We start from the raw sequence: 24,619 nt of genomic DNA on the forward strand, positions 1-24,619 counted from the left end.
GACCTGCAACCGGAAAAAAAGCAAAGAGGAGCCTGCGTTGACAGGCTCCTCCGGTTGAATCCTCATATTCAATTACAACTTGCACCGCTTTACAGTATAGCTTGCCGGGACACGGTTGTCAAAACAAGAATAAGCTGCCCGGACTGTGGGGATAACTTTTAAAAAAGAAAGGAGACGGCCCCCCTTGTTAAAGCGGAAAATTACGATCTCGTTGCTTCTGTTCGCGCTGCTTCTAGCTGCGGGATGGCTAGGGAACGCCAATCTGGCCGGTCCGCGCAGCCATAGCCACCACAGCGGCGGCTCTTCAACGGTACCGTATACGAATCTCTCGACGACGAAAGCACCGCAAGCGCCAAATCGCCACTTGCCTTTTTTTCCGAGAGAGTATGTGAGGATCATCAAATTGAATTCCCCGGCCCCCTCCTCTCCCTAAATCCGATTAGGCGCCCGGAATCCAGTATGTCCAAATTCGGGATTATTCCTTCACAAGCAGGCGCATATCCCGTACAATGGAACGTACAATTATATGGGGGGTGGGGGCATGAGTTGGTTAACCGAGCAGCCGGAACAGCTGGCAAAGCTGTTGACCTGGGAGTTTTGGTCGTCATTGACGGGGCTGCTCCTTAACAAGTCATTTATGATTGTGTTTATTATCGGACTGACCTGGCTGGCGCTGAAAGTGCGGCAGTTGCTAATCAACCGGGTTTTCCGCATCGCTCGGCTGGAAGAAAAGCAGCGCAATACGCTGGAATCGCTGCTGATGTCGTTTACCCGGTATGTGTTGTTTATTTTGGCCTTTATGATGTGTTTGAGCAATTTAGGACTTGAGGTCGGGCCGATCATAGCGGGAGCCGGGGTGATCGGACTTGCCGTCGGTTTTGGCGCCCAGACGCTCGTCAAAGATTTGATTACCGGATTTTTTATCATTTTCGAAGATCAGTTTTCGGTCGGCGACTATGTCTCGATCAACAACGGGCAAATTAACGGCACTGTAGTCAGCGTCGGGCTTCGCGCGACGAAAATCCGCACATGGGCTCAGCATGTCGTTGTCATCCAAAATTCGGAAATCCGCATCAGTCAAAACTTCAACCGGGAACGTATGCGAGCGATCGTGAATATCACCGTTCCTTACGAACGCGATCCTGCGGAAATCGAGTTTGCCGTGCAAACCGTCTCCTCGCAGATGGTCCAGGAGTGGCCGCAGTTGTTTCTCAAGGACGATAAGGGAGAGCCGGTAGAGCCTCCTCAGCTGTATGGGATTACCGACGTAGAAAACAACGCCCTCGGGGCCAAATATACAATTACGAGCCTGGTTAAGGACGAGCATTACTGGACAGCCTGCAAAGAAATCCGCAAAGCTCTTGTCCGCGAGCTGAGGGGAAAGGGCATCCAAATTTCTTATCCGCGCCGAATCGAGCGCAGAGATCCGGACGTCGGCTACGAATCGGTCACGACCTCGGGATAAGCGGCGCGTGATCCCCACGGCTCCGCTGCTCCGGCAAAGTGCCGGCATGGATAAAAAGTGAACTTTTAGATAAACCGTCCGCTAAAACCACCCGGAGACAATTGCTTGGTCTTCAAACCCCTACGTCGTCGGAGGAAACGGGTAGTGGCTCCAACCGCCGTTGAAGTCGTGTATCTTCATCCCGTGGTATGGCTAACGAACCCAGCATTCGTTATTAGAGCCGAATGAGGACGTTTGAATTTGTAACGAACTCTTGGATCGTTATTCCAGCAAATCGGATCGTTTTTTTCCACTTTCTGCTCGATAACGTTACCCGGATTCGTTAGCCTGCAATAACGTCGTTTTTCAGCCCATAAGCACAATACGATTCGTTAGTGTTTCGGTGCGTCAGATGGGATTTGGCATGGACAAAAAGCGGTTCGCCTCCTTAGAGGCGTCCGCTTTTTGTCATTAATCGCACAGGTTCCGATCAGGTCCGGCTCCTTTCTCCCTCCGTTTCCCCGCCTGCAGCGTTATGATAACGTTTCCTGTACTCCCCCGGCGTCATACCGGCAATCCGTTTAAACACCCGGATGAAGTTTTGCGAGTTGTTGTAGTTCATCCGCTCCGCGATGTCAGCCACCTTCATCTCTGTGGAGCGAAGCAGTTCCTTGGCTTTCTCTACACGGAACGAGATCAAATAATCGGTAAAAGTAAGGCCAACCTCCCGTTTGAATAGCTGGCTCAGCTGCGTCTCCGGCATACCGGTCAACTCGGCCAGCATGCCGAGAGAAAGCTCCCGGTCGTAATGATGCTGCACATAAGCGATCGTCTGTCGGATGACATCGTCCTTCACCCCCTCGCGCATCCGTCTCTCCCGCGTTACCTGCTCCACAATCCGGACGAATAATTCCCCCTCCAGCCAACCGATGATCTCTTCAACCGTTCTAAAGCTCTTCAACCGCTCATAGCCGTTGTAGGGGAGCAATGAGAGAGCGGGGAGGCTGTTTCCATCAAACAACAGACGCAGAATGGATGCCAGCAGCATCGCAAAAGCCTGATTGGCCTGCCTCTCGCCGATCGTCGGTGCGGCAAGCAACGTGTCGACAAAGTCCCTCAGCGCTTGCGCCGCCTTCTCCCGGTCGCCCAGCTTCAACTGCGCCACGATCATTTTCTCCTGCTCAAACGGGTATTCAAGCGGCTCTGCTGTCCGCCTATCCAGCCCGTAGAGAAACAGCTTCCGCTCGGGATCGACCAGCCGCTGTCGGAGCGCACGCTGCGCTTCGTCAAAAGAACCGCTTACGTCCTCAGCCGCTTCCTTTGTTTTCCCGATCCCAACAGATATGGTCGCCAAGGCTTCCAATTCCACGTACGCCAACAGCTCTGCTCCCCAATTTTCCGAAGCCCACTCCGTTGCCGAGTCCGCATCGGTTCGTTGTATCAGTACGCCTGCGATTCGGTCATTTCCCATCCGGATGTAGTGTCCCGACACTTGTTCCGTATTCAACCGCCGCAACAAATCAAGCAGTTGGCCGGAACGGGTGCCAGCTTCGATCTCGCCGCAGTCCCTGAGTTCGTCCGCTTCCACACAAACGGCGGTGAACCGGCGGCTGTATAGTTCAATCCCTAGCCCTTCCAGATGACCGCCAATGTCAGACCCGAACGGTTCATGCAGCCATCTCTGGACCCAATAGGCTCTCAGTTCCGGCTCCGTCTCTCCGATCCGGCGCTCCAGTACGGTGTTCTCGAATTGCAGGCGCTCGATTACCCGTCGTACCCGATTGTACAAATTCGTCGTCAGCAGCAATATCGTAACCAGCGAGATTGAAGCCAGTGCAATGCAGATGACCGTTACAATTCGTCTCACCGTCCCTATAGAACGGGTCAGTTCCTCAAACGGAACGATGGACATATAGGTCCATCCTGATTCTGCGGATTTTCGGGCATGCACCAGCCAGTCGCGTCCTCCGACCGTCTCCAGCGAATCCGCGGTTACGCCGTCATTCAGCTTAGCCGAGAGCCACTGCTTAAGCTCCTCCGGCGGAAGGTGCTCCCCGATAAACGTCTGCGTCTCGTCATCGGCATACACATTCCCGGCCGGACTGACGGCCAGCATGCCCCACGCCTGACCGGCATCGGCATCCTCGAGCACATCAAACATCGCCTGTTCCCGAAGCAGCACGACAAAATAGCCGAGCGGAGACGAAAAGGAGGACGGCAGCCGCCTGGCGTAGCCGATGCTTTGAATGACGCCGTAACTGCCAGGATCGGCAGGTGCCGCCAGTCTGTCATGCCAGAACGACAGTTCCTTGTTGCTCACCATCGCCTGATACAAGGTAGCCCCCAGCGTCCGCTCCGGCAGAGAGTCGATCCCGTCCGAGGTCACAAGCACTTCTTCCTCTGGGACGAATAAATATACCGCTTCCGCATGATCAATCAGCGTCTCCATCGCGGATAAAGCCGTCTTCACCTGTCCCAGCTCGTATTCGTTGCTCAGCAGCGTGCCGTCCTTCAGCAATACGGTCAGCGCGTCGTCCATTACATGCTGCATCACGGCCCGGTCGACCGTTTCCATCATCTTGTCCGTACGCTGCTGCACCTGCTTCATCAGCATATGATTGTAGTTCTCCACCTCGCGGACGAGACTGCCTCTGGCCGCCGTATAGGCGGTCCAGCCGACAACAAGAACGGGAACGATCGCGATCATCGCCGCGAGCATGACGATTTTAAGCCGCATCGCGGTTTTGGCGGACAACCGCTTGTCACCTGTCCGCACCCTGATTGCCGCTTCTAACCGCCGATTACTATCCGCCATCCCGTCTGCCCTGTTCTCCGTTCGACCGGTAGGTTCGATACCATTCATTTACTTCCCGTGTCGCCTCCTTCCCACCTCGATCGAGCCATTCCCGCCGAAACCATGCGAAATCTTGCACCGGCACGTTTCCTTTGACGAAATCGGTTTCGAATCTCTGGATTTTTTTCGTATAAATACTGGCAACCGACAATCCGGTGTTCGGCATAAAGCCTTCCGCCGGATTCGGGATTCCTTTATCCCGTACCAGATCGAGCATCGCTCTTTGCTTCTCCTGCACGTATTCAGGCGCGCTCGTGGATACATAATAATACGGATCGTACGGATTCATCAGCAGCAGCGACCCGAGATCCTCCACCTGTAGCGATTCACGGTTAATCTGCAGCGTCCCGTCTTCCTTTACGGTATGATGAACGCCCTCCAGACCGAATTTGCGAATCCGGTTCGCTTCTTCGCCGCTTTGCCAGTCCAGCAACTCGACGATCCGTTTTACTTTTTCCTCCGGCACCCGTTTCGGAATAAGAAACAGACCGTAATACCCCGGCCGCTCGCCGAACCCCGATATGCCTTCCGGACCGACAGGCGGCCCCAGCATCAACAGTTCCGCTCTCGGGTTTGCACTGGCCAGCCTTGCCCGGAACCGCTCGTAATCGGCGATGGGAGCGACGATAATGCCGGTTTTGCCGGAGGTAAACCGGTCCCATACTTGCGACTGCTGCAGCGAAGAGAAGCTTTGGTCGATTCCCCTCTCGGCATAAAGCTTGCGGAGCCACAGCAGTCCCGATTCGCGTTCGGGAGATACCTTGCTCGCTTCCAGCGAACCGTCGGCCCGCAAAATCCAAGAGTTGCCCGCTCCAAACGCCGGAAGCAGGTTGTGCAAAAAGTTCAACCCTTCTCCCGCCGCGAACCCGTATGTATCCTTCCTGCCGTTGCCGTCGGGGTCCGACTGCCCGAATTTGACCGCCGTGTTATAGTAATCGTCGATCGTTTCCGGAACAGGCAGCCGAAGGGCCTCAAGCCAGTCCTTGCGGATCATGACAGCCTGATCGACTTCGGCGCGCGGACGCGGAATCCCGTAATAACTCCCGTTCAGCTCCACCCGGTTCCAGATGCGCTGCGGAATCGCCGTTTTCAAATTCGCCGAATTTCCGATATATGGCGTTAAGTCGTGAAACAACCCGCTTTCGATAAAATTGATCAGTTCCGACATAAAAGACGTCCATAAAACGATATCCGGAGGTTTCCCCGAGGATACCGCCATCATCAGCTTCGTACTGTAGGAAGCAGCCGGTATGGAGACGGGCTCGTAGCGAATGTTGAACTTGTTCTCCAGAAGGTCCCAGACTTCCGATCTCTGCGGCTTCCGGTCGTACATCGGCTGCATGATAGAAACGGTCAACCGGTCCGAAGCCTCGCCCGGTCCGGCACTGCCGTGCAGCCGGTATCCCGGCTGGCCCAGAAGCACGGCCGTTGCAGCCAAACCCGCTGCGACAAGCAGGGCTGTCAATCCTGCCGCCCAGAACCTTCTTCTCATGGTGGTGCCCCCCGTCGACGAATAATCCCCTCATTTCCTATATTATACATACACGACACTTAAATTGTCTCCGGTCGAATACGGCAAACCCCGGCAAACGATGGTTCGCCGGGGTTCGCCAAGTTTATAACAGTCCGAACGCTTGCGCAATATTCATGATGATTTGCGCCGCTTGGGCGCGGGTAATATCGGAATGAGGGTCAAACCGTCCGTCGGGATAGCCGTTCACGAGTCCCCGACCGCTCAAATGCCGGACGGCTTCCCCGGCCCACGGCGACAGGAGCTCCTCATCGGCATATGTTTCCGTCTGCCTGTCTCCGGCGGCCGGATTGCCGGTGCCGGTTTCCGGTACGTGAAGCTTGCCGATGATCCGGTAAGCGATAACGGCAGCTTCTTCCCGTGTTGCCGGGTCGTTCGGCCGAAGCTTCGTGCCGCTGCCTTCGAGCAGACCGATTTGAACGGCGCGCTCTAGCACAGGTGCATACCACGCCGATGGGTCCGCATCGGTGTACCGCGCGAGTGCGGGATAGCCGCCTCCGCTTGAGGCGCCGGAACTCAAGCCGTCGCCTGCAGCAGCAGCGCCGCCGGCGAGATCCAGTAGACGGATCAGGAATGCGGCCAGCTCGGCACGCGTTACCGGAAGATCGGGAGCAAAAACCCCCTCGCCTGCTCCATTCGCCAAATGCCTCGAGGCCAGCAGCCGGACCGTCTGCTCCGACCAATGTCCGGCCAGGTCAGCGAAGGAAGGGGCAAAGGCCATAACCGCATATACCCCTGGCTGCCCGATGACCGCTTCAAGCCGGCCGCTGTCCGGATCCCATCTCCCGCCTGCATAGTGCCATGTACCCGGCTTCTCTGGATCGGCCCGGTATAAGGCAAGCAAACGCCGGTCGTGCTGCTGCCATTTCTCTTCATCAATAGACATCCGTATCCGTAAGAATCGTTCGGAATGCGCCGGCCAATCGCCGGATGTTTCCAGCTCGACAGCTCCGGCTGCATGAATGAATCGTATATCTGCAGGCCAGCGAACGTCGGAAGCTTCCCGGACCACAAGTTCGTTATCGCCACCGGGGGACGGCCGCGGATCTTCAGCGCGAAGCAGCAGCTTACCGCCGAGTGCCGAATAATACGTTTCGCCTAGAAGCAGATCCTGCCATCTTATCGTCTCGGCTCCATTCGCTACGGTAGGCGGCGTCCGGGGAGGCGTTCCGGCTCCCGGTCCCGGATTCGGATACGATCCGCCGCCCGGATTCGTCCCGGTATCGGAGCCGCTTGTCGCAGAAGTCAGCACAACGGCTTCCGAGCGATTGCCCGATTCGTCGTCCGCCACCAGCCGGATTTCGTACGTCCTTCCCGGCTGCAAACCTATTATCGTATAGCGCTGCTGTCCTTTCACAACCGTTGCGCCACCGCCGTCTTCGGCTTTCCCCCGCTCCCGCCAGTTGACGAGCACTCCGCTCAAATCCGGATCAGCCGGATCGCTCCAGGCTAGCGTAATCTGATCGGTTCCTGCAGCAGCGCTGGCCCCTACGACAGCCGACGGGCCGATATGATCGGTTTTTCCCTCCGTTAGTCCCGGCTTCTCCCGCAATGCTGCGCCGTCGGATCGGTTCCCTGAGGCATCGACCGCAACCAGCCGGATCTCGTAATCCCTCCCGCCTTGAAGCGAATTGAGCTCCGCCAGGCCGACGCCCTTGCCGACCGTAAGCTGCCGGTAGTCGGTGCCCGACGTTTCCTTCCATTCGACCAGCATCGATTCAAGATCGTCGCCTTTCGGATCGTTCCAGGTGACGATCAGCTTGCGGTGGCCCGGCGTAACCCTCACGTTCGTTGCGGGGTCCGGCGGAGTGCGGTCGGCTGCCGTCACTTCAATCAGGAACGTCTGATCGTACGCCGTCGCAAGCCCGTTGTAACCCGGCGCTCCCGCCTTCACCGTCACTTCCAGCCGATCTCCGGCGGCAAGACCAGCGTCCGGTTCAGGCACGAACGACCAAAGCTTTGCAAGAGCACCGTCCGCTGCCGGGGCAACTGGCATCAGATCGCCGGCAATCAGCGTCCCCCCTCTCTTCACTTGAACGGCAGCCGTGGGAAAGCCGTCCGTTCTCATAGGCTTGGAAAAGACGATGTCGACCGACCGGCCTTCGTTCTCCGATCGCACTCCGGCTACGACTGGCGCAATAGTGGACGTCATCGCGATATTGACATCAAAATGCGGCGGCAGTACGGTCATTTCATGGCTGTATACCGTCTCGTAGCCTTCCTTCTCGTAGCGGACCTTCCATCTGCCCGGCGGCACGTCCCAGCGGTATTTGCCGCTTCGGTCCGTAACTTGCGGATTTTGCTGCAGGTACCATTCCGCGTCCCAGTCCGCCCAGGCTGAAGCGGCTTCGTCCCACTGCATAACCGTCGCCTTTACGCCCTCCAGCCTCTCTTCGTGGACAGCCTCGTATACGTATCCGCTCGGATCGTACAGCCAGCTCGGCTTGGCGATTATGCGAAAGCCTTCGCTTGTTTTCCCGCTCTCTGAGTGCGGATCCTTCGGCTCGCATTCGATATCGCGATCCACAGCGCGGTCAATATCGGCCAGCTCATACGACATCTCCTTGTCGATCACTTTTCCGAGACCTTGCCCGGCTACGGCGGTCAGACCCGCAATCAGCGTTCCCGGACCCGGAGCTCCCGCCCCGATGGCGAACAGCCCCAGACTTGCTACCCATTTCGCCGACTCCGCAGCCATCATGTCGCCCATAATGTCCTCGTAGGCGTTATGATATCTATGGGCGGAATGCGAGCTGCATCGGGCGTAAGCCGACTTGATGCGCTCCTGAATGCTGTCCAGCGTCGATTCGAAGCTTCCGCTTCCTTCCAGCGTCAGCCCCATATCGATCCCCTCGACCAGAATCTGAGTGCCCGTCTTGGCAATCTCGGTCGGAGCCGACAATATTTTAACGTTCCCGCCGCCGGCCTGCTCATAGCGGACGTAAGCGGAAAACTCGGCGACCAGACTCATGTTTTTCGCCTGACCGCTGCGGATGAACGACCTGACCATTCCCGCCGAGTCGCGGTATCCGGTGGGCGCGGATGGAAACGGCGTCGGAGAACCCGGAGCGAGCTTCGCCGATCCGGTAGCTTCATACAGTGTCCTGCCGTTTACGCTCATCCGCGGCTTGCCTGCGGGATCGTAGGCAACTCCGGTCTCCGCATACAAGCTCAGCTCGGCCCGAGCTCCCGAACCGAGGCGCGAAGGCAGATCGTAGCTCACGCTGTACGTTTCCTTGCCGCTTCCGTCCCGGACCGTCTCCACCTCGTACGGCTGCGGGACGTCGGCGTCGCGCAGCCACCACGCCAGCGTTTGCCTCAATTCTGTCTCGGTTCTGGGAGCGATGCCGCTGTCGGCCGGAACTTCATGGTAAGACACATACAAAGGACCGGTGATCTCCTCCATGTTGACCACCTTGATCAGCGACCTGTATACGCCGCTTTCGGTCCGGTAGGCTCCCTCCCTATGGAATCCGAGACTCACAACCGCCTCGGAGACGGCGTCCGGTTCGTCAAATTCCAGATCGATGAACATGTTCCCCGGCTCCAGCATAAACGGAAACTTGGCAATTCCCTTGTTCGGGTCAAAGCTGTGGTAAAACCCCCAATCGTTGCTCAGCGTTACTTTCGTAAGCCTCGGTCCAACGGACGTGTAAATCACCTCTCGGGCATCCGACGCCCGGGACAGGCCGTTGATCTCGGCTGCCGCCGACAGCTGGTAGCTGTAATTCATGCCCCGGTCCGGCAGCTCGACGGCATACTGCCAAACTCCGGAATCGGCGGTTCTCGTCTGGCCGAGAAGCTGCTCGCGTTCATAAATCAGAATATCGCTTCCTGCCGCGGCACGCCCTTGCAGAAGCAGTTCCCGGGTTTTCGTCCGGTCCGGCGCCTCCAGCGTGACCGGCGCGACGGATATCGTCCGCTGGCCAAGCGCAAGCGTGCCGCTCTCGGACCCCGCGGTGTACCGGAGTGTGCCGGCCAAGACGGCGGTGCGGTCTGGATAGTCGAACGGCAGTTGCACTGTCGCCCGGACGAGCTTGCGCCCGTAATAAAAGGAGATGGAGCCCGTCTGCACGACAAGCTTGCCGTCCTGTACGGTCCACAACGAGCTCGCCAGCGGCTTCTCGTCCACAAGCACGCTTCCCGGCACTACAGTGGCGCCGGCGGGAAGCGCGAATTCAAATGTCGTTCCGGTAAACGGAGTGACGGGAGGGCCGACATCCGGAGTCTTTGTATACTCGGCTCTTATATCGACCGAATCTCCCGCAACCGCGTCCAGCGTGCTCACGGCGAAGCTGGCTCCCTTGGTCGCTGGATTCATCCGCTCCCTGAACAAATCGATTCGGATTGCCCGATCGGCCGTTTCGCCTCCGCCGACCGTAAACGTGCGGCTGTAGCTGTCCGCCAGTCCCGTCCCGGCATGAAAGATCTGCACCGTGTATTCGCCGGCAGGGAGAAATTCCATGAAATCAGACCGGGGCGGATAAGGGAAAAAGCTCACTTCGTCATATCGGCCGTCGGCGGACATAACCCGGTACATCCATCCCGAGTTCCACGGCGCACCGAACTCCGGCATCAGGTACGGATCAAAGATCCAATGCACCATCCCGCCGTTAGCCGGAAATTCGAACTCTGCAGTCACTTCGCGGTTATCGCCCAGTGTAACCGTCTGGCAGCGATAATCCATTTTGTAAGGTTCATAGCGCATGCATAACCGGAATTCGTCTCCCGGCTTGCCGGACACGTTAAACGGATAGTACCTTGAATCGATGCGCTGACCGTTGGATACGTAAGTGAGAACGGGCTCATAGGATCCCATCGTATACGAGGCTATCCCCGACTCGCCGTGAACGATCCAAGATCCGTCGACATTTTGCCGCTTGACCGTCACGCGAATCGTGCCCGGCCTTTTTTCGACCGGCGTCAGATCCTGCTGTACTTCGGTGTCTCCCACGACCACCGCGAGGGGCGAGAGCGAAGCATGTTCGTTATAGCCGTTAATCCGCAGCTCCACACCGGCGAAAACCTGAACCGCATAACGGCCGTTTGCGTCGGTTTGCAATTGACGCACGTACCCTTTGTTATCCTGATTGCCGCTGTAAGGCGACACTGTCAGATGAAAACCTTCGATAGGGCCGGTATGACGGGTTACCTGACCGGATAACATAACGAGCTTGCGCCTTTCCAGTGTAACGATCTCCTCGTTTAACCCTTCGGTTAACGTTAAATGCCGCTCGCCAAGCAATTCCTTCAAGTGCAGAGGGATTCGGCTCAGCTTCACGCTGACCGGATCACCCTTCGCCACCCCTTCGCGAATGCGTAGCCGGCCGGTGTCGTCCGTAATCGCCGAACGCCACTCCTTTTCTGCGATCCGGTAATAGGTTCGGACCCCCGGTACGGGTACGCCGGCATCGTCCTGTACCGTAATACGAAGCTCCGTCGATTCCGTATCGACGTTCATCAGCTCGCGTACCGTCTGCGATCCCTTCACTTGAACAGAGCGATCCGGCAGCAGAGAAACGCCGCTGACTTTGTCCTTGAGCTGAACGGTCGCCATACCCGGAAACAGCTGTGTGAACGAGTAGGAGCCAGGACCGGGAATGTCCAGATAAAACGCCGACATATTGGAAGGCGACACCCAAACGAACGCATTCGACACGTCGCCCTCTATGTCGAGCTTCAAATTTCCGGTTACGTAAGGGCTGCCGCTGCCTTGCGCATTGATATCCCCGAAGGCAACGGGCGATGATATTACCGTCCCGCTTCGCTTCAACACGGCTACCGCCTGCTCGATCCGTTCTATGCCGAGCGATTCGGCCACGATCCAATCGGCCGTATACAATCCCGGTTCAGCCGGCGATTCGGTCAGGCCGACCTCTAGCTCTCGTTTCACCAGATCCGGCTGAAGATCGCCGTTCCCGTCGATCCAGCTGTCGTATTGGATCGATACGGACGCCTCGTAACCGCTGCTCGTCGTTTGCAGCGAGATACCGAGCGGCTCCCCCGCTTTTAGGGCCATCTTCCCGTAAAGACCTACCGATTGCGGTGAAAATTCCAGTTTCAGGACACCTTGCTCCAGTGCCAGCGGCTCGCTTTCCCGTCCGGCCCCGTCGACGGCTTTTACCGAGACGCCGACCCGGTCCCCGGCTGCCAGCCCGGCTTCCAGACCGAACGTAAATTTCGTACGGTCCCGACAAACTTCCGGAAACCCTTCGCACTGTACAGCCGCAAACGTCTGTTCGACCGGCGCTCCGCCGTTTTTGGCCCAGCTCAGCTTGTATTGGGTGACGACACCCGATGCTTTCGGCCAGTTAACCGAAAATCCTTCCTGCGACAGATCGCTTACTGATAAGGATGCGCCTGCTGGCCACTTGGGGGACAAAGGCACAGCCTCTCCCACGCGCTGCGAAAGCAGCAGCGGCGCACTCGCGGCATAGGTTGATCCGACAACTGTCATCGTCACGTCGACCAAATCTCCACGGGATAAGCCGGTGAATGTATAACCGCGCGGCAAAATCCCCAGCATCCGGTTGACGGGGACCCCGCCGTTAACCGCGTATGAAAGCCCGTACGCGGCAACGTCCCCGGTACCTTGCGGCCATTCGATCGTAAACCCGCTGTCGGTCAGCCCGCTGACTGTTAATTGGGCGTCCGGCGGCCATAACGGGCTGCCCGTTCCTCCCGGAACCGTTATCCGGGTCTCCAGAAGCTCGATGTTGTAAGCCGCGTCGAAGGCGGCCAGCTGTACGTCGTAGCTTTGCCCCGGCTGAAGACCGGATACGCTGTAGTCGTAGCCCGGCACCCCCGGCGTATGGGCAATATCGTCGCTGAACGACCACTCCCCTCCCGCCGTTCCTACTTTTCGGACAACCAGGGAGTATACGGTCGTTTGCGGCCGCACGCTGGGTTTCCAGTGCAGCTTCAGTTTCTTCGTCTGATTCGTCTCCTCCTCATACGAAACGGCGAGCTCCGCGTAATATTGGAACGTATCCTGCAAACGGATCGTCCCGCTTTTCGTACCGAGGATGTCGGTTTCGCCTTCCTTGCGCGCCATGACTCTGACCTCGTATTCGACAGCGGGGTCCAGACCGGTCTGGATCCACCTCGTCGATATAAACGTTCCCGGTTCCTCCCACTGTTCGGGAGATGAGAAATATCCCGGCGCGCCAAGCGGCTCAAGCCCCGGCCTGCTGTAGAACTTCACCTCATAACTGAAGCGCTGCTCATAGTCCTCGGTGTCATAAGGCCGATCCCAATACACCTGGACCTGGTTGCCCTCCATTGGTGCGAAATTCGGTGTGGAATTCCAGTAGAAAGCGGCGCTCGCCCTCTCGATCACTCCGTTCAGCTCTGGCCAACCCGCCATCTGTACGAGCATCGCGATTAGGAGCAGCACGGAGATTTTCCGCATGACCTTCAGCTTTCCCATCAACTTGACGCCTCCCACTCCAAAAGCATAGTAATGGGCTCATGGTAGCACGATGCATTTCCGGCGCGAAATAATCATTTATAATGATTACTCCGTTTGTGGCTGAACTTGAATAAACGCGATAACCAGCCGGACGGCTTCATTATCGCGTTACATGAAGTTAAAGCGCACTATCATCGTTCGCGCTGCAGCAAGCTCCAAAAACCTCCGCCCGAACTTCATCCCAAAAACGTCAGCGATCTCAGCAGACGAAATCGGCGGTACCCGCCCGCAGCCTATTTCGCAAACATTGTGCAATCCGGCCGATCCGAGGAACAGCGTTCGTTCCATACCACTTGATCGCCGTATTCTTTCCCCCAGCTGTACATCATTTGCAAGATCGGCATTAAGCTTTCCCCGTAAGAGGTAAGCGTATATTCGACACGCGGCGGAACCTCCGCATACACTTTCCGGGCCACCAGCTGATCCTCTTCCAGCTCACGCAATTGATTGGTTAACATTTTTTGCGTAATGGACGGGATGCGCTTTTTCAGCTCGCTAAATCGTTTCGTTCCTTCCAGCCCCAGGTGCCATAAAATAATCAGCTTCCATTTGCCGCCAATCACAGCAAGCGTCAGTTCCTTCTCACAGTTGATCTCTTTCAGATTAATCCGCTCTTTCAACACATTCGCCATGCTCTCACTCCTCGTCAATTCATACGAACTTGCCTATCGCAGAAGTCCCTGTACCCCCAAGTTTAACATCCGCTGCGTTTTTGATAAACGTCCAATAGTATCCTTACGGTAACTACCCCACTTTAAAGTGCGTACTTCCTCAATTGAAACTCAACAATTAGAATAAATCGTGTTACGAGAAATTACAACCCTTGCCGTCCGGCTCTGCGCAGCCATTGAAGCCACCCGAGGCAAGCTTACTAAATTGAAATAAGGAGCGATCATCCCTATGGAATTGCAATTAGCGTTGGATCTGGTCAACATCCCGGAAGCTATAGAGGTTGTGAAGGAAGTCGAAGCTTACATCGATATCGTCGAGATCGGCACACCGGTCGTGATTAATGAAGGACTGCGGGCCGTAAAAGAAATGAAAGAGGCCTTTCCGAATCTGAAAGTTCTGGCCGATCTGAAAATTATGGATGCCGGCGGGTACGAAGTCATGAAGGCTTCCGAAGCCGGAGCGGATATTATTACCGTACTGGGCGTTTCGGACGATTCGACCATTCGCGGCGCTGTGGAAGAAGCCCGCAAGCAAGGCCGGAAAATTATGGTGGATATGATCAATGTGAAGCATATGGAAGAGCGGGCTCAAGAAATCGATGCGATGGGCGTAGACTACATCTGTGTGCATTCCGGATACGATCATCAAGCGGCGGGCAAAAATTCGTTCGAGGAGCTTACAGCGATCAAGCGCGTCGTCAAACATGCAAAAACCGCCATTGCTGGCGGCATTAAACTGGACACCTTGCCGGAGGTCGTCAAAGCGAACCCCGATCTGGTTATTGTAGGCGGCGGAATTACCGGACAGCAAGACAAAAAATCGGTAGCCTCCGAAATGCGCGAGCTGGTCGCTCAAGGAAAATAATCCATGACAACGCTGACCGAAATCCTTGCGCTCACCCGCAGCATCCTTCAAGAGCTGGACCAGACCGTCAAGTCGATCCAGGTGGAAGAGATCGAGCGGCTGGTCGGACAAATTGCCGAGACAGGAGCGCGTGCAGGCCGCATCTTCGTCGCCGGTGCAGGCCGCTCCGGCCTGATGTTGCGCGCCTTTGCCATGCGCCTGATGCATGCCGGATTCCATGCTTATGTAGTTGGCGAGGCGGTCACACCCGGACTACAAGCAGGCGATCTGCTGATTATCGGCTCCGGCTCCGGTGAGACCGGCAGTCTGGTCAACATGGCGGCCAAAGCCAAAAAGCTGGGCGCCAGCGTGGCGCTCGCCACCGTCCGTCCGGATTCCACAATCGGACAAATGGCCGACACCGTCATTGCCGTTCCGGCTGCGGCCAAAGAAAGAAATGACGGCAGTGCGACCACGACGATTCAGCCGATGGGCTCCTTGTTCGAGCAGAGCCTCCTGCTCCTTCTCGATACGGTTGTCTTATGCTGCATGGACAGGCTTGGCATCGATTCCGCAGCTATGTTCGGCAGACATGCGAACCTGGAATAGTCCGAATTGGCAGCCAAGCTTAGCCTGATGAGCAATTGAAGGTTTAGAACTGCAATCCTCTAAAAGCCGCAGAGACCCAGCATCTGCGGCTTTTTAACTTTTACACGCTCACAGGCAGCACGATTTCCACCGTCGTTCCTTTGCCGATCACACTGGTGACGGCGATTTTCCCGCCGTGATCGCCGATGATTTTATAACACATCATCAGTCCGAGTCCCGTCCCCTTTTCCTTTGTCGTATAAAACGGCTCCCCCAGTCTGCGGATCTGTTCCTCTGTAATGCCGTCGCCCTGATCCATAATCCGGATACGCACATGCTGATGAGGCTGCGCCGAAGCGACGACGCGAATCGCTCCGCCGTTTGGCATCGCCTCGATCGCATTTTTAAGCAGATTGATAAAGACCTGCTTGATCTCCACCTCCGAGCATTTGATGAACGGGAGCGCTCCCTCCGATTCGAAAACGATTTGGATATTGCTTATAGCGGCCTGCGATTCCAGTAAAGCGATAACGTTCGGCACAATCACCGCCAGGTCGTGTGTGCGAAGACTGGTTACATGCGGCTTGGCAATAAGAATCAGCTCGCTGACCATACTATTGATCCGGTCCAATTCGGAAATTAAAATATCGTAATATTCCAGCTTTCCACTGCCGTTTGCATGCATGAGCTGCAGCAGCCCGCGCAGCGTCGTTAACGGATTGCGGATCTCGTGAGCCAGCCCGGCGGCCAACTGGCCGACCACATTTAATTTATCGGCTTTTTGAAGGAAGTCCTCCGCCTTTTTCCGTTCCGAAATATCTCTCGTTATCCCGGCCAAAGCAATCACTTTGCCTGTCGCATCTTTAAGCGGCGATATGGTGTTGCAGACATGGAGCAATTCGCCGTCTTTCCGTTGCCGGACCGCGTGCTGGTTGACGATATGATTTCCGGATTGAAGCACGCTGCAAATGTCTCCCAGCTCATGTTTTAAATAATCGGGGAAAATAGGCAGCTTCCGTCCGATCAGTTCCTCTTCCGACCAGCCGTACATGTTGACGAAAGTGGCATTCGCCCGGATCACTTTGCCCGTTGTGTCCGTCACGCATATGCCGTCTGCGGAATTTCGGAACAGCGAATCCAGCAGTTCCTTGGTCGCTCTTAATTCTTCCTCCGCGCGTTTCCGCTCCGTAATATCGACACAGGAAGCGACTACCTCGACGATCTTGCCGGACACTCGAATCGGTCTCAGCGAGGCGATATAAGAGACTCCGCCGATTTCCCCCTCGTAGGTCACATTTTCTTCACCTTCCCAGGCGCGCGCGTAAAACGTTTCTTTCCGGATCGCGATCTGGGCCGGATAAAACTCGATAAGCTCCCTGCCCACCACCTCTTCCGGCGTTAAACCCAGCTTCAGCAGCAGCCTTCCGGTGCAATATGTATGGATAAACTTGCCCCCCGTCTTGTAAAAACGGAACGTCATCCCTTGCTGTTCCCGTAACGTTTCTTCGAGCTCCAGCTGCACCAGCTGCTGGTCCCCCTCGCCGTCTAGAGTGCTCATCAACCATTCACCTCGGTTAGTCAAGTTAGGTTTCGACGATTCTCGAACGAAAACTGTTCTTGCCGTTACAGCCTCACCTGCGGCGGACAAAATGCTCTATTCTACATGTAAAATTATCATTAATCATCCGTTTTGATCAATGGATAGTTTCCGGCTTTTCGAAGCAGACGCCAAAAAAGCAAAAAAGCCGGCAGACGAACGCTGCCTGGCTCCTTTGCTTCTTGATCTGTGCAGTTTTGGTTTCTCTGCCTCAGTCGTCTCCCGGACCGGGTTCCTGCATGGGAGACCGGCTCCGGCATTCTAGTTCAGGTTGATGATTCTGCCTGTAATAACGCCCTGCTCGTCTTTATGAAACTGCATGGCTTTATACGTATCCTCCGACCCGCTGAACTGGACGGAGTCCGAGAAGCCCGTCTGGCCTTCCGCGAACAAGATGCCGGGGGCCAGCGTAACGCGCCAACCATCATGCTCATAGTGAATATATCCTTTTTGGTCGATGGTCGCCGCTTTGACGGATTCAGGTACGACTGTGCCTTCGGGCAGCTTTTTCTTCCATTGTTCCAGACGGTTTGCAAGCTCCGCTCCGGCCTCATCGGCAGGCGCAGCCCGGCCCGAAGCGTCGCCGGCGGAGTGCGGTTCCTTCAACAGTTTCTGCAGATACGCTTCGGCCTTGGCGGGGTCGGCCTTCGCTTTATTCAGAGGCAGGTCGAACAGAATCGAGCTTCCTTGAAAGTCGGCTCTCGGTCTAATTTCGCCCGTACTTTCCTCATAGGCAAATGCTTCGTTGGAATAAAAGGTGCTGCCGCTAATAATCGCCAAATACACCCCTTTGTCGGCGAACATCTCCACCCCGTCGCATTCAATCAGCCTGTACATGATTCCGTCGACCACAACTTCGCTATAACCGCCGTTCATCGTTACGATGTTTACCTGCCATGGCTTCTGCCCTTTAATAAGAGGCGAAACGAAAAACGGAACTTGGCCGTATTCCGGAGCGCTTGCAGCCGGCATCGGGCTGCCATCTTGTCTGGCGATCGAAACGACGGCGTACGTTCTGTCGGGATTCAAACGCTGCGACGTGCTGTTAAATTCCGTTAGTCCCGCACCTGAGACAATCCCATGCAAGGTGAACGTATAGCCGCCGGCATCGGCGGAATGATTGATTTCGATGGCGTCAGCGCTTTCGAAAGCTCTGGCCAACACTTGCTGATCCAGACGCTCGGCCACCTGTTTGGAGCTGAATAGCTGCGTTGCGGCGATAGCCGTTATCGACATGACAATCGTGAATACGGCAGCCAAGACGCCGGCGGAAATTCTTTTTCGATACCCTCGCTTCATCGCAGTTCTCTCCTTATACAAATGAATAATGCTTTCATTCAAGCTATCGCCCGGTTCCTCCGTTGAAGCGAGAGCTTGCTTGAACATCCGGTCCCATTTCGTGGAATCGCTCATGAAGGCTCCACCTCCAATAGTTGTTTCATCGCTTTGCGGGCATGATATAGCCTGCTCTTGACCGTGCCTGAGGGAATCTTCAATGCCGATGCGATCTCATCGACGGACATGTCCGCGGTATAGTACATATAAATCGGTATTTTCAGCTTATCGTCCAGCCTGTCGGCAGCGGCTTGAATCCTTTGACGCAGCTCGTCAGAAAGCACGGCTTGTTCCGGCGTCGCCCGGTCTTCGGACACGCATGCCTGATCCACAGCCTCATTAAGCCCGGCCGTAGGGGCAATCCGTTGCCTCCAGGCGAATTTCCGTCGTTTGTTTTTGCGCAATCGGATCGCGATGGAGATGAGAAAGGCTTTCGGATTTTGATTCACGTCCATTTTATGACGCATCTCCATCGCCTTCAGGAACGTTTCCTGGTAGAGATCGTCCGTATCCGCCTGATTGCCTGCAAGCTTGTAGCAAAATCCGTAGATCGCTTTCCCATGCTCTTTGATCAGATCGCTCAACTCTTCGATATCCAAGAGGCTGCTCCTTTCTGAATGGCCATTCGCCTATATATTGTCATAACCCCGATGCCGGTTCACTACTTACAGGAAAATTTTCTGATTTCGTGTACGGACCCGGAGCCGGGGCCGCTTACGGCATGCAAAAAAACGCCCCTCGTTGATAACACGAAGGGCGTCGCTTACGGCTACAGACTCCGACTACGATTCGGAATCCCTGTCGTCCCGCTTGAACCGGCAGGCTGAATCGGCCGGTCAGTTGAGGCGCGACAACAAACAGGTTTCGTTGTAGAATCGTTAAGAACCGTTTGGATTGTTAATGTAAGTTTGAAAGCCCTTCCAATATAATGAATCCAGTAGACCACATATACAAGGAAGGGGACATTGTACACATGAGCAACAGGAAACTAGGCATAACGATTATGCTGCTTGCGGCTGTGTCGGCGGCCGGCTGCGGCGGCAATACCGGGGGTTCGGACGATCCGGCAGCAGAGAAGGCGGAAGGGAAAGCGTTTAACTACGGGCAGTCCGCTACATTGACGTTTTACAATAACATCGGGGTTCCGGATTCATATTTTACAGACTATATCGAACCTCACGTGAAGAAGAAGTTTCCCAACGTTACGCTTACCTACATCAGCAGCGCGGTCAAAGAAAATACGATGGAAAACTTTGTGACGGCCGGTACGGTGCCCGATATTATTTTGACAACAGACAGTTCCCTGATCCGCTATATGGATCTCGGCGTCATGCAAAATCTCGATCCGGTCGCCAAAACGAACGGCATCGATCTGAACGTATTTCGCGACGATATGATCCAGACGCTTCGCGGTTATTCCGACAAGGGCGAGCTGTACGTGCTTCCCTGGACATTCGGAACGTATGCGCTCTTCTACAACAAAGATATATTCGATAAATTCGGGGTCGCTTACCCGAAAGACGGCATGACCTGGGACTCGCCGGAATTAAAAGCGATTGTCGAGAAATTAAGCCGGACGGACGGCGGCGTTCCGTATCGCGGACTGGAAATCAATATGGGCGGGTTAATCGGACAAAATCAGCTCTCCCTCCCGCTGGTGAATGCCCAGACGGATAAAGCCGCCGTGAATACGGACGAATGGAAGAAATTGATCGAAACGTATAAGGCGTTTTACCAAATTTCCGGCAATCAAAAGCCCGATTCGGCCACCTTTGACGGTGCGAAAGCGTTTATCGAGGAGCGTTCGGCCGCGATGTGGGTCGGCAACGCAGTATATCCCCGCCTGATCGATCTGGAGAAGAAAGGAGACGGCTTTAACTGGGACATCGTTTCCGTGCCGACATTCAAGCAGGCTCCGAATACGACCATTCAGTACGGCGGAGCGTTGTACGGCATTTCTTCCATGGGCGGCAACAAAGATTTGGCCATGCATATCATTTCCATGCTGACATCCGCCGAAGTTCAAACCGAGGGAGGCCGTCTGCTGAGATATCCGACACTGAAAGCGGTGGACGTCAAGGAAGCATTCGGCAAAGGCGAAAGCTTCCTGGATCAGAAAAATATGAAATCGCTGCATCTGACGAAAATTGCATCGTCGCCGAAACCGACGAAATACGACTCGATTGCGAGATCCGTGCTAAGCGGTAAAGTGAACGAAATTTTAAAGGGTATCAAGGATACGAACACGGCGCTCCGGGAAGCCGAGGAAGAAATCAATAAAAAGATCGCGGAACAAAAAGCGGCGGGCAAATGATTTCGGGGCCCCCGCCCTATCCCTATAGCTGCTTTCTTCGCTTCACCATGGCAGACGGCGGCTCGCCGCACCATTTTTTAAACATCCGGTTGAAGTAGGTAGGGTCGCAATAACCAAGGTAATCGGATATTTCGGCCACATTCATACTGGTGTGCAGCAGCAAATCCTGGGCGGTCGTCGTGCGCATCTGATGGATGTATTCGATCGGCGTTTGTCCGGTCACTTCTTTAAAAATCGTACTCACATAATTGGGGGTCCGGCTGACATGCCGGGCCAACTGTTCGATTTTGATCTCCTCTCTGAAGCGGGCCAATATATAATTTTCCATTTCCTTGACCACCATCCATTTGTGGGGGGCGATATTCTGCTTTCGAATATCGTCCAGCACCGCTCCGACCAGTTCCATCGCAATGCCGGTGCTCGTCACTTCGCGGAATGTCGTCTGGGTTCGCCATGCGCGGTACAACGTGGCCATCCGCTGCCTGAAATATTCGAAACGCCGCAATTTGACCGGCGTGTTCGCGATCCGGTTAATTTCCTTGGCGAGCGAAGGTTCGGCGGAACTGTCCATTCTGAAATGAGCGGAATATTTTCGATGCGGGGGAAACTGGCCGTTGGTGCCGATCCGATTGGTCCGATCACGAATAAACATGATTTCCCCTTTGTTCATTTGGACGGTGGCTGAATTAAGCGAATACAAAAACTGGCCTTCCGCAGCCAACAGGAAGATGTAGTTCTCGTTCTGCGGGCGCGTTACATGCCAGTTCGGGATAAGATCATCGTAATAAACGCCATCCAGTACTATCGACACGGCAACGCCCTCCCAGTCTAGTAACGAATGATTTCACTTCGCGAAAGCATAATCCATCCAGCACGTACAGGACCGATAAACGTCCCGCTCGGCCGGATTCGAAGAGACTGACTGGAAGCGGCCTGCCGCATCGTCAGTCTCTTCCTCCTACTCGCATCTGGCCGCCTCACCGGCAGGAATGGTTAAGCCAGCTTGAACAATGTTCTGGCGTTTTCGCTTAATATTTTTTTTCGCTTCTCTACCGGAAGCTGCTTCAAAATCTTCATCGGGTCGTCGAAATCCCAATGCGGATAATCGCTGGAGAACAGCAGCATGTTTTCGGCATCGAACATTTCGAACATCATGGCCAGATGCTTCGGATTATCCGGCTCCTCGATCGGCTGTGTCGTCATGAAGATGTGGTCCCGGACGTATTCGCTCGGCATCCGTTTCAGCCATGGATTGGACGAGCGCAGCGCCTTGAAGTTTTTGTCCAGTCTCCACAGCAGCGGAGGAAGCCACGAGACCCCGCCCTCGCTGAGCACGAGCTTGAAATTAGGAAACTTCTCGAATACGCCCTCGCATACAAAGCTGACCAGATGCGCCATATAAGTCTGCGGCAAGCACGTATGCCACTCCAGGTAGTTCGACACATAACCGACGGCGGTCGGCGGATTGAAGATACCGGACCCTTCCGCCCCGGGATGAATTACTAGCGGCAGATCGTTGCGCTGGCATGCCTCATAGATCGGATGAAAGAAACGTTGCCCGTACGGCATTCGCGATCCGCCGACAATCGAGACGCCGACGATGTCAGGATGGGGACCGATCCGATCGATCTCTTTCGCCGCCTGAAGCGGATCTTGCGTAGCTACGCACAAAAACCCTTTAAATTTCGGACTATACGACAGCCACTCGGCGATTTGGTAATCGTTATAGGCACGGCATAGAGCCGCCGCGTAGTCCGCATCCGCGAAAGCCGATACCGCAATAATCCCGTCCGAGCACAGCAGCGCGTAATCCATGTTGTAAGGCTCGATCAAGTGTTGGATCATATACTCCGGGTCCGCTCCGACCGGCAAGCCGCTTGGCGGATTCGCATCTTTGCGCTTATTGCCGATCGGAGTCGCGTAAGGCAGCCCGCCTCCGCGCAGTACCGCCTGACTTTTCCAAGTATCCTCCAGATAGGGAAAGAGATCCTTGCCGGTGCGAAATTGGTTGTGCACATCGCAATCAATGACCCGCAATACTTCTTCTTTTTCCTTATGCATCTTCTGTTCTCCTCCTTATTGGCCGATCACTATACACACTTGGCCATCTGTAATCTCGACCGGATACTTTCTCGCGCGGACCTTGTCGCTGAACAGCGATTTGCCCGTCTTCAAGTCAAACTCCCATCCATGCCAAGGACAGCGGACAATCTCCTGATCCCGGCCGTATATAAATTCATAAACGTCCGATTCAAGCGTTGTGCCGCACACGGGCCCCCTGCACAGCTCCGCGCCTTGATGGGGACAGTAATTGTGAATGGCAAAAAACTCCCCATGCACATTGTAAATGCCGATCGAACGGCCTTCGACCTCGACGACTCTTCTCGTCCCGACCGGTATTTCGCTTGCGGCCGCTACTGGGAACAATCTCATCCTGCTCCCCTCCTCCTAGGACTCATAACGAACCGGTCTACCGGAAGATCGTTATTGGCTTTCATTATAAAATGAATGACTTGGAACAGCGATAAACAATACCTCCGGATCTGAACGATTCTACGATTCATTTAAAAAGGTTATAAAAAGATCGCCCACCACTGGCAATAAGCCATCAAGGGAGCGATCGCATTATACATCTATAGGTAACTCGTACAATTCATGCAATTCGTACAATTCGTCCATACCGTCCCGAGGAACGCACCCCCGAACTTGTCGAAGATATCCTTGTAACCGAACCAGTAACACGGAAAGATAAATCGGCTACTTCGTATACCTCAACGATACAAGGTGATTGATTCCGATTTTGTTTGCCCGTTTCATTGGAATTTGTTTGCGTTTGTATTCTTCAAAACCTAATTTTTGATAAAGTTTCATGGCTGGAATATTGGTATCGGCGACTTCTTCAATCAAGTAAGCCTTATAAGGTGTATGCTCGAGGATATGACGTATCAATTGGGAAGCCACGCCTTGCCCCCTGAATTCGGCGGCCGTCCCTACAAATTCGATGGAGCCTGCCTCGTGTAAAGGATGAACAAACGGGGTTTCAAACTCTTTTTTCAGGAAAATACCGGCCATCATGCCTTTATAAAAGCCTAAATGTTTGCGAAGTTCCTTGTTATCCAGTTTTACCGAAAGTGAAGTTCCGTCCGTGCAGGCCGCCATTCCGACCACTTGCCCCTTGTGTAAAGCCACATAAAATTGATCCAAAACGAAAATATGGGCGAACGCTTCGGCAATCTTTTTCGGGTCCTTGGTGAAAAAACCAAGCCACTGGGTGAATCCCTCTGCAAATATTGCAGCTATCCCTCGCCTCACATCAAACTCAGCCTGATCGGCTCTAACCATGTTAAGCACGCAGGGTCACTCCCTTCCATTGAATAGAAATGCGGTAAGGACGGATGGTGAGGGCATAGCAAAGTTACTCTTCAGCAGTACTTTCATCTCAGCCAGCCCCTGAATCGATGCGTATAAAAAAACGGCCATCTCCTTCGCATCGCCCGAGCAAATTTCCCCAAGCTGCTGCCCCTGACGAATGAGCTGTGCCGTAGTATCCAACAGCCTGGCATTAACCCGAAGAATCTCTTCATAGGATTCAGAGGCTGTGGCAGCGCCAGCTAAGAGCGATTGATGGATAAGGATCATCAAATGGGCCAGTTCCTCCCCATGGATCATGTCGGAATAGACTTCGTCTACAAACTGTGTCAACAATGTTTTAGGGGATTGACCGGATTCGAAGAAAGCTATATTACGTTTCAATCCTTCAACTGCATAGGCAACCAATTCGTGAAATAACTGATCCTTCGTTTTGTAATGACGATACAACAAACCGATACTAATGCCGGCTTTATCCGCGATATCTTGAACATTCGTTGAACCGAAACCTTGATGCACAAATAACTGCATCGCAGCTGAATGGATTTTCTCCCTGGTGGCCCTGCGCATTTCTTCAAACTGTTCCTTGGTGCGTGGCAAC

General features: G+C 54.7%; 17 protein-coding genes. 5 read left to right on the plus strand and 12 right to left on the minus strand.

Features of this window, described 5'->3' with window-relative positions; genetic code table 11:
• The first annotated feature begins 184 nt into the window (after nucleotides 1–184).
• Both PV433_RS25085 and PV433_RS25090 read left to right on the plus strand, forming a co-directional pair.
• Nucleotides 185–433 carry a hypothetical protein gene (locus PV433_RS25085; protein ID WP_332074750.1) on the plus strand — a complete coding sequence of 83 codons (249 nt, stop codon included), beginning with the start codon at nucleotides 185–187 and terminating at the stop codon, nucleotides 431–433.
• A gap of 108 nt (nucleotides 434–541) precedes the next feature.
• Nucleotides 542–1,465 (plus strand): mechanosensitive ion channel family protein, encoded by a 924-nt coding sequence (locus tag PV433_RS25090; RefSeq protein WP_332074751.1) that lies wholly within the window; start codon nucleotides 542–544, stop codon nucleotides 1,463–1,465.
• Nucleotides 1,466–1,934: 469 nt separating this feature from the next.
• Here the strand turns inward: PV433_RS25090 and PV433_RS25095 are convergent, their stop codons facing one another.
• The 4 genes from PV433_RS25095 to PV433_RS25110 all read right to left on the minus strand — a co-directional run bounded on the left by PV433_RS25095 (nucleotide 1,935) and on the right by PV433_RS25110 (nucleotide 13,932).
• On the minus strand, nucleotides 1,935–4,199 hold the full coding sequence (locus tag PV433_RS25095; RefSeq protein ID WP_332074752.1) for a helix-turn-helix domain-containing protein: 2,265 nt from the start codon (nucleotides 4,197–4,199) through the stop codon (nucleotides 1,935–1,937).
• A gap of 49 nt (nucleotides 4,200–4,248) precedes the next feature.
• Nucleotides 4,249–5,790: an extracellular solute-binding protein gene (locus PV433_RS25100; RefSeq protein ID WP_332074753.1), complete on the minus strand. Its 1,542-nt coding sequence runs from the start codon at nucleotides 5,788–5,790 to the stop codon at nucleotides 4,249–4,251.
• Between the two features lie 124 nt (nucleotides 5,791–5,914).
• Complete coding sequence (locus PV433_RS25105) at nucleotides 5,915–13,258, minus strand: fibronectin type III domain-containing protein (RefSeq protein ID WP_332074754.1); 7,344 nt, start codon at nucleotides 13,256–13,258, stop codon at nucleotides 5,915–5,917.
• A 275-nt stretch (nucleotides 13,259–13,533) separates the two neighbouring features.
• Nucleotides 13,534–13,932 (minus strand): winged helix-turn-helix transcriptional regulator, encoded by a 399-nt coding sequence (locus PV433_RS25110; RefSeq protein ID WP_332074755.1) that lies wholly within the window; start codon nucleotides 13,930–13,932, stop codon nucleotides 13,534–13,536.
• A gap of 268 nt (nucleotides 13,933–14,200) precedes the next feature.
• Here PV433_RS25110 and hxlA point away from each other — a divergent pair, with 268 nt between their 5' ends.
• Both hxlA and hxlB read left to right on the plus strand, forming a co-directional pair.
• A complete protein-coding gene (hxlA, locus tag PV433_RS25115; protein WP_332074756.1) occupies nucleotides 14,201–14,836 on the plus strand; it encodes a 3-hexulose-6-phosphate synthase in 636 nt (211 codons plus the stop codon).
• Nucleotides 14,837–14,839: 3 nt separating this feature from the next.
• Nucleotides 14,840–15,424, plus strand: a complete 585-nt coding sequence (gene hxlB / locus PV433_RS25120) for a 6-phospho-3-hexuloisomerase (protein WP_332074757.1) — start codon at nucleotides 14,840–14,842, stop codon at nucleotides 15,422–15,424.
• A gap of 100 nt (nucleotides 15,425–15,524) precedes the next feature.
• On the opposite strand, the gene PV433_RS25125 is transcribed toward hxlB, so the two are convergent.
• From PV433_RS25125 to PV433_RS25135, 3 genes are all read right to left on the minus strand, one after another.
• Entirely contained in the window at nucleotides 15,525–16,961 is a 1,437-nt protein-coding gene (locus PV433_RS25125; protein ID WP_332074758.1) for a PAS domain S-box protein, read from the minus strand.
• 300 nt (nucleotides 16,962–17,261) lie between these two features.
• Entirely contained in the window at nucleotides 17,262–18,413 is a 1,152-nt protein-coding gene (locus tag PV433_RS25130) for a hypothetical protein (protein WP_332074759.1), read from the minus strand.
• Nucleotides 18,410–18,934, minus strand: coding sequence for an RNA polymerase sigma factor (locus PV433_RS25135; RefSeq protein ID WP_332074760.1), 525 nt, complete (start codon nucleotides 18,932–18,934; stop codon nucleotides 18,410–18,412). Before PV433_RS25135 ends, PV433_RS25130 begins: the two co-directional genes overlap by 4 nt.
• 374 nt (nucleotides 18,935–19,308) lie before the next feature.
• Here PV433_RS25135 and PV433_RS25140 point away from each other — a divergent pair, with 374 nt between their 5' ends.
• Nucleotides 19,309–20,649, plus strand: a complete 1,341-nt coding sequence (locus PV433_RS25140) for an ABC transporter substrate-binding protein (protein WP_332074761.1) — start codon at nucleotides 19,309–19,311, stop codon at nucleotides 20,647–20,649.
• 22 nt (nucleotides 20,650–20,671) lie between these two features.
• Here the strand turns inward: PV433_RS25140 and PV433_RS25145 are convergent, their stop codons facing one another.
• From PV433_RS25145 to PV433_RS25165, 5 genes are all read right to left on the minus strand, one after another.
• Nucleotides 20,672–21,460, minus strand: coding sequence for a helix-turn-helix domain-containing protein (locus PV433_RS25145; RefSeq protein ID WP_332074762.1), 789 nt, complete (start codon nucleotides 21,458–21,460; stop codon nucleotides 20,672–20,674).
• Nucleotides 21,461–21,642: 182 nt separating this feature from the next.
• Nucleotides 21,643–22,710, minus strand: a complete 1,068-nt coding sequence (locus tag PV433_RS25150) for an amidohydrolase family protein (protein ID WP_332074763.1) — start codon at nucleotides 22,708–22,710, stop codon at nucleotides 21,643–21,645.
• Nucleotides 22,711–22,725: 15 nt separating this feature from the next.
• Entirely contained in the window at nucleotides 22,726–23,082 is a 357-nt protein-coding gene (locus PV433_RS25155) for a Rieske (2Fe-2S) protein (protein ID WP_332074764.1), read from the minus strand.
• A 324-nt stretch (nucleotides 23,083–23,406) separates the two neighbouring features.
• A complete protein-coding gene (locus tag PV433_RS25160; RefSeq protein WP_332074765.1) occupies nucleotides 23,407–24,000 on the minus strand; it encodes a GNAT family N-acetyltransferase in 594 nt (197 codons plus the stop codon).
• Nucleotides 24,001–24,006: 6 nt separating this feature from the next.
• Nucleotides 24,007–24,618 (minus strand): TetR/AcrR family transcriptional regulator, encoded by a 612-nt coding sequence (locus PV433_RS25165; protein WP_332074766.1) that lies wholly within the window; start codon nucleotides 24,616–24,618, stop codon nucleotides 24,007–24,009.
• Between the last annotated feature and the right edge of the window lies 1 nt (nucleotide 24,619).

The sequence above is a fragment of the Paenibacillus sp. GYB004 genome, from assembly GCF_036577605.1.
Taxonomy (GTDB): Bacteria; Bacillota; Bacilli; order Paenibacillales; family NBRC-103111; genus Paenibacillus_AB; species Paenibacillus_AB oceani.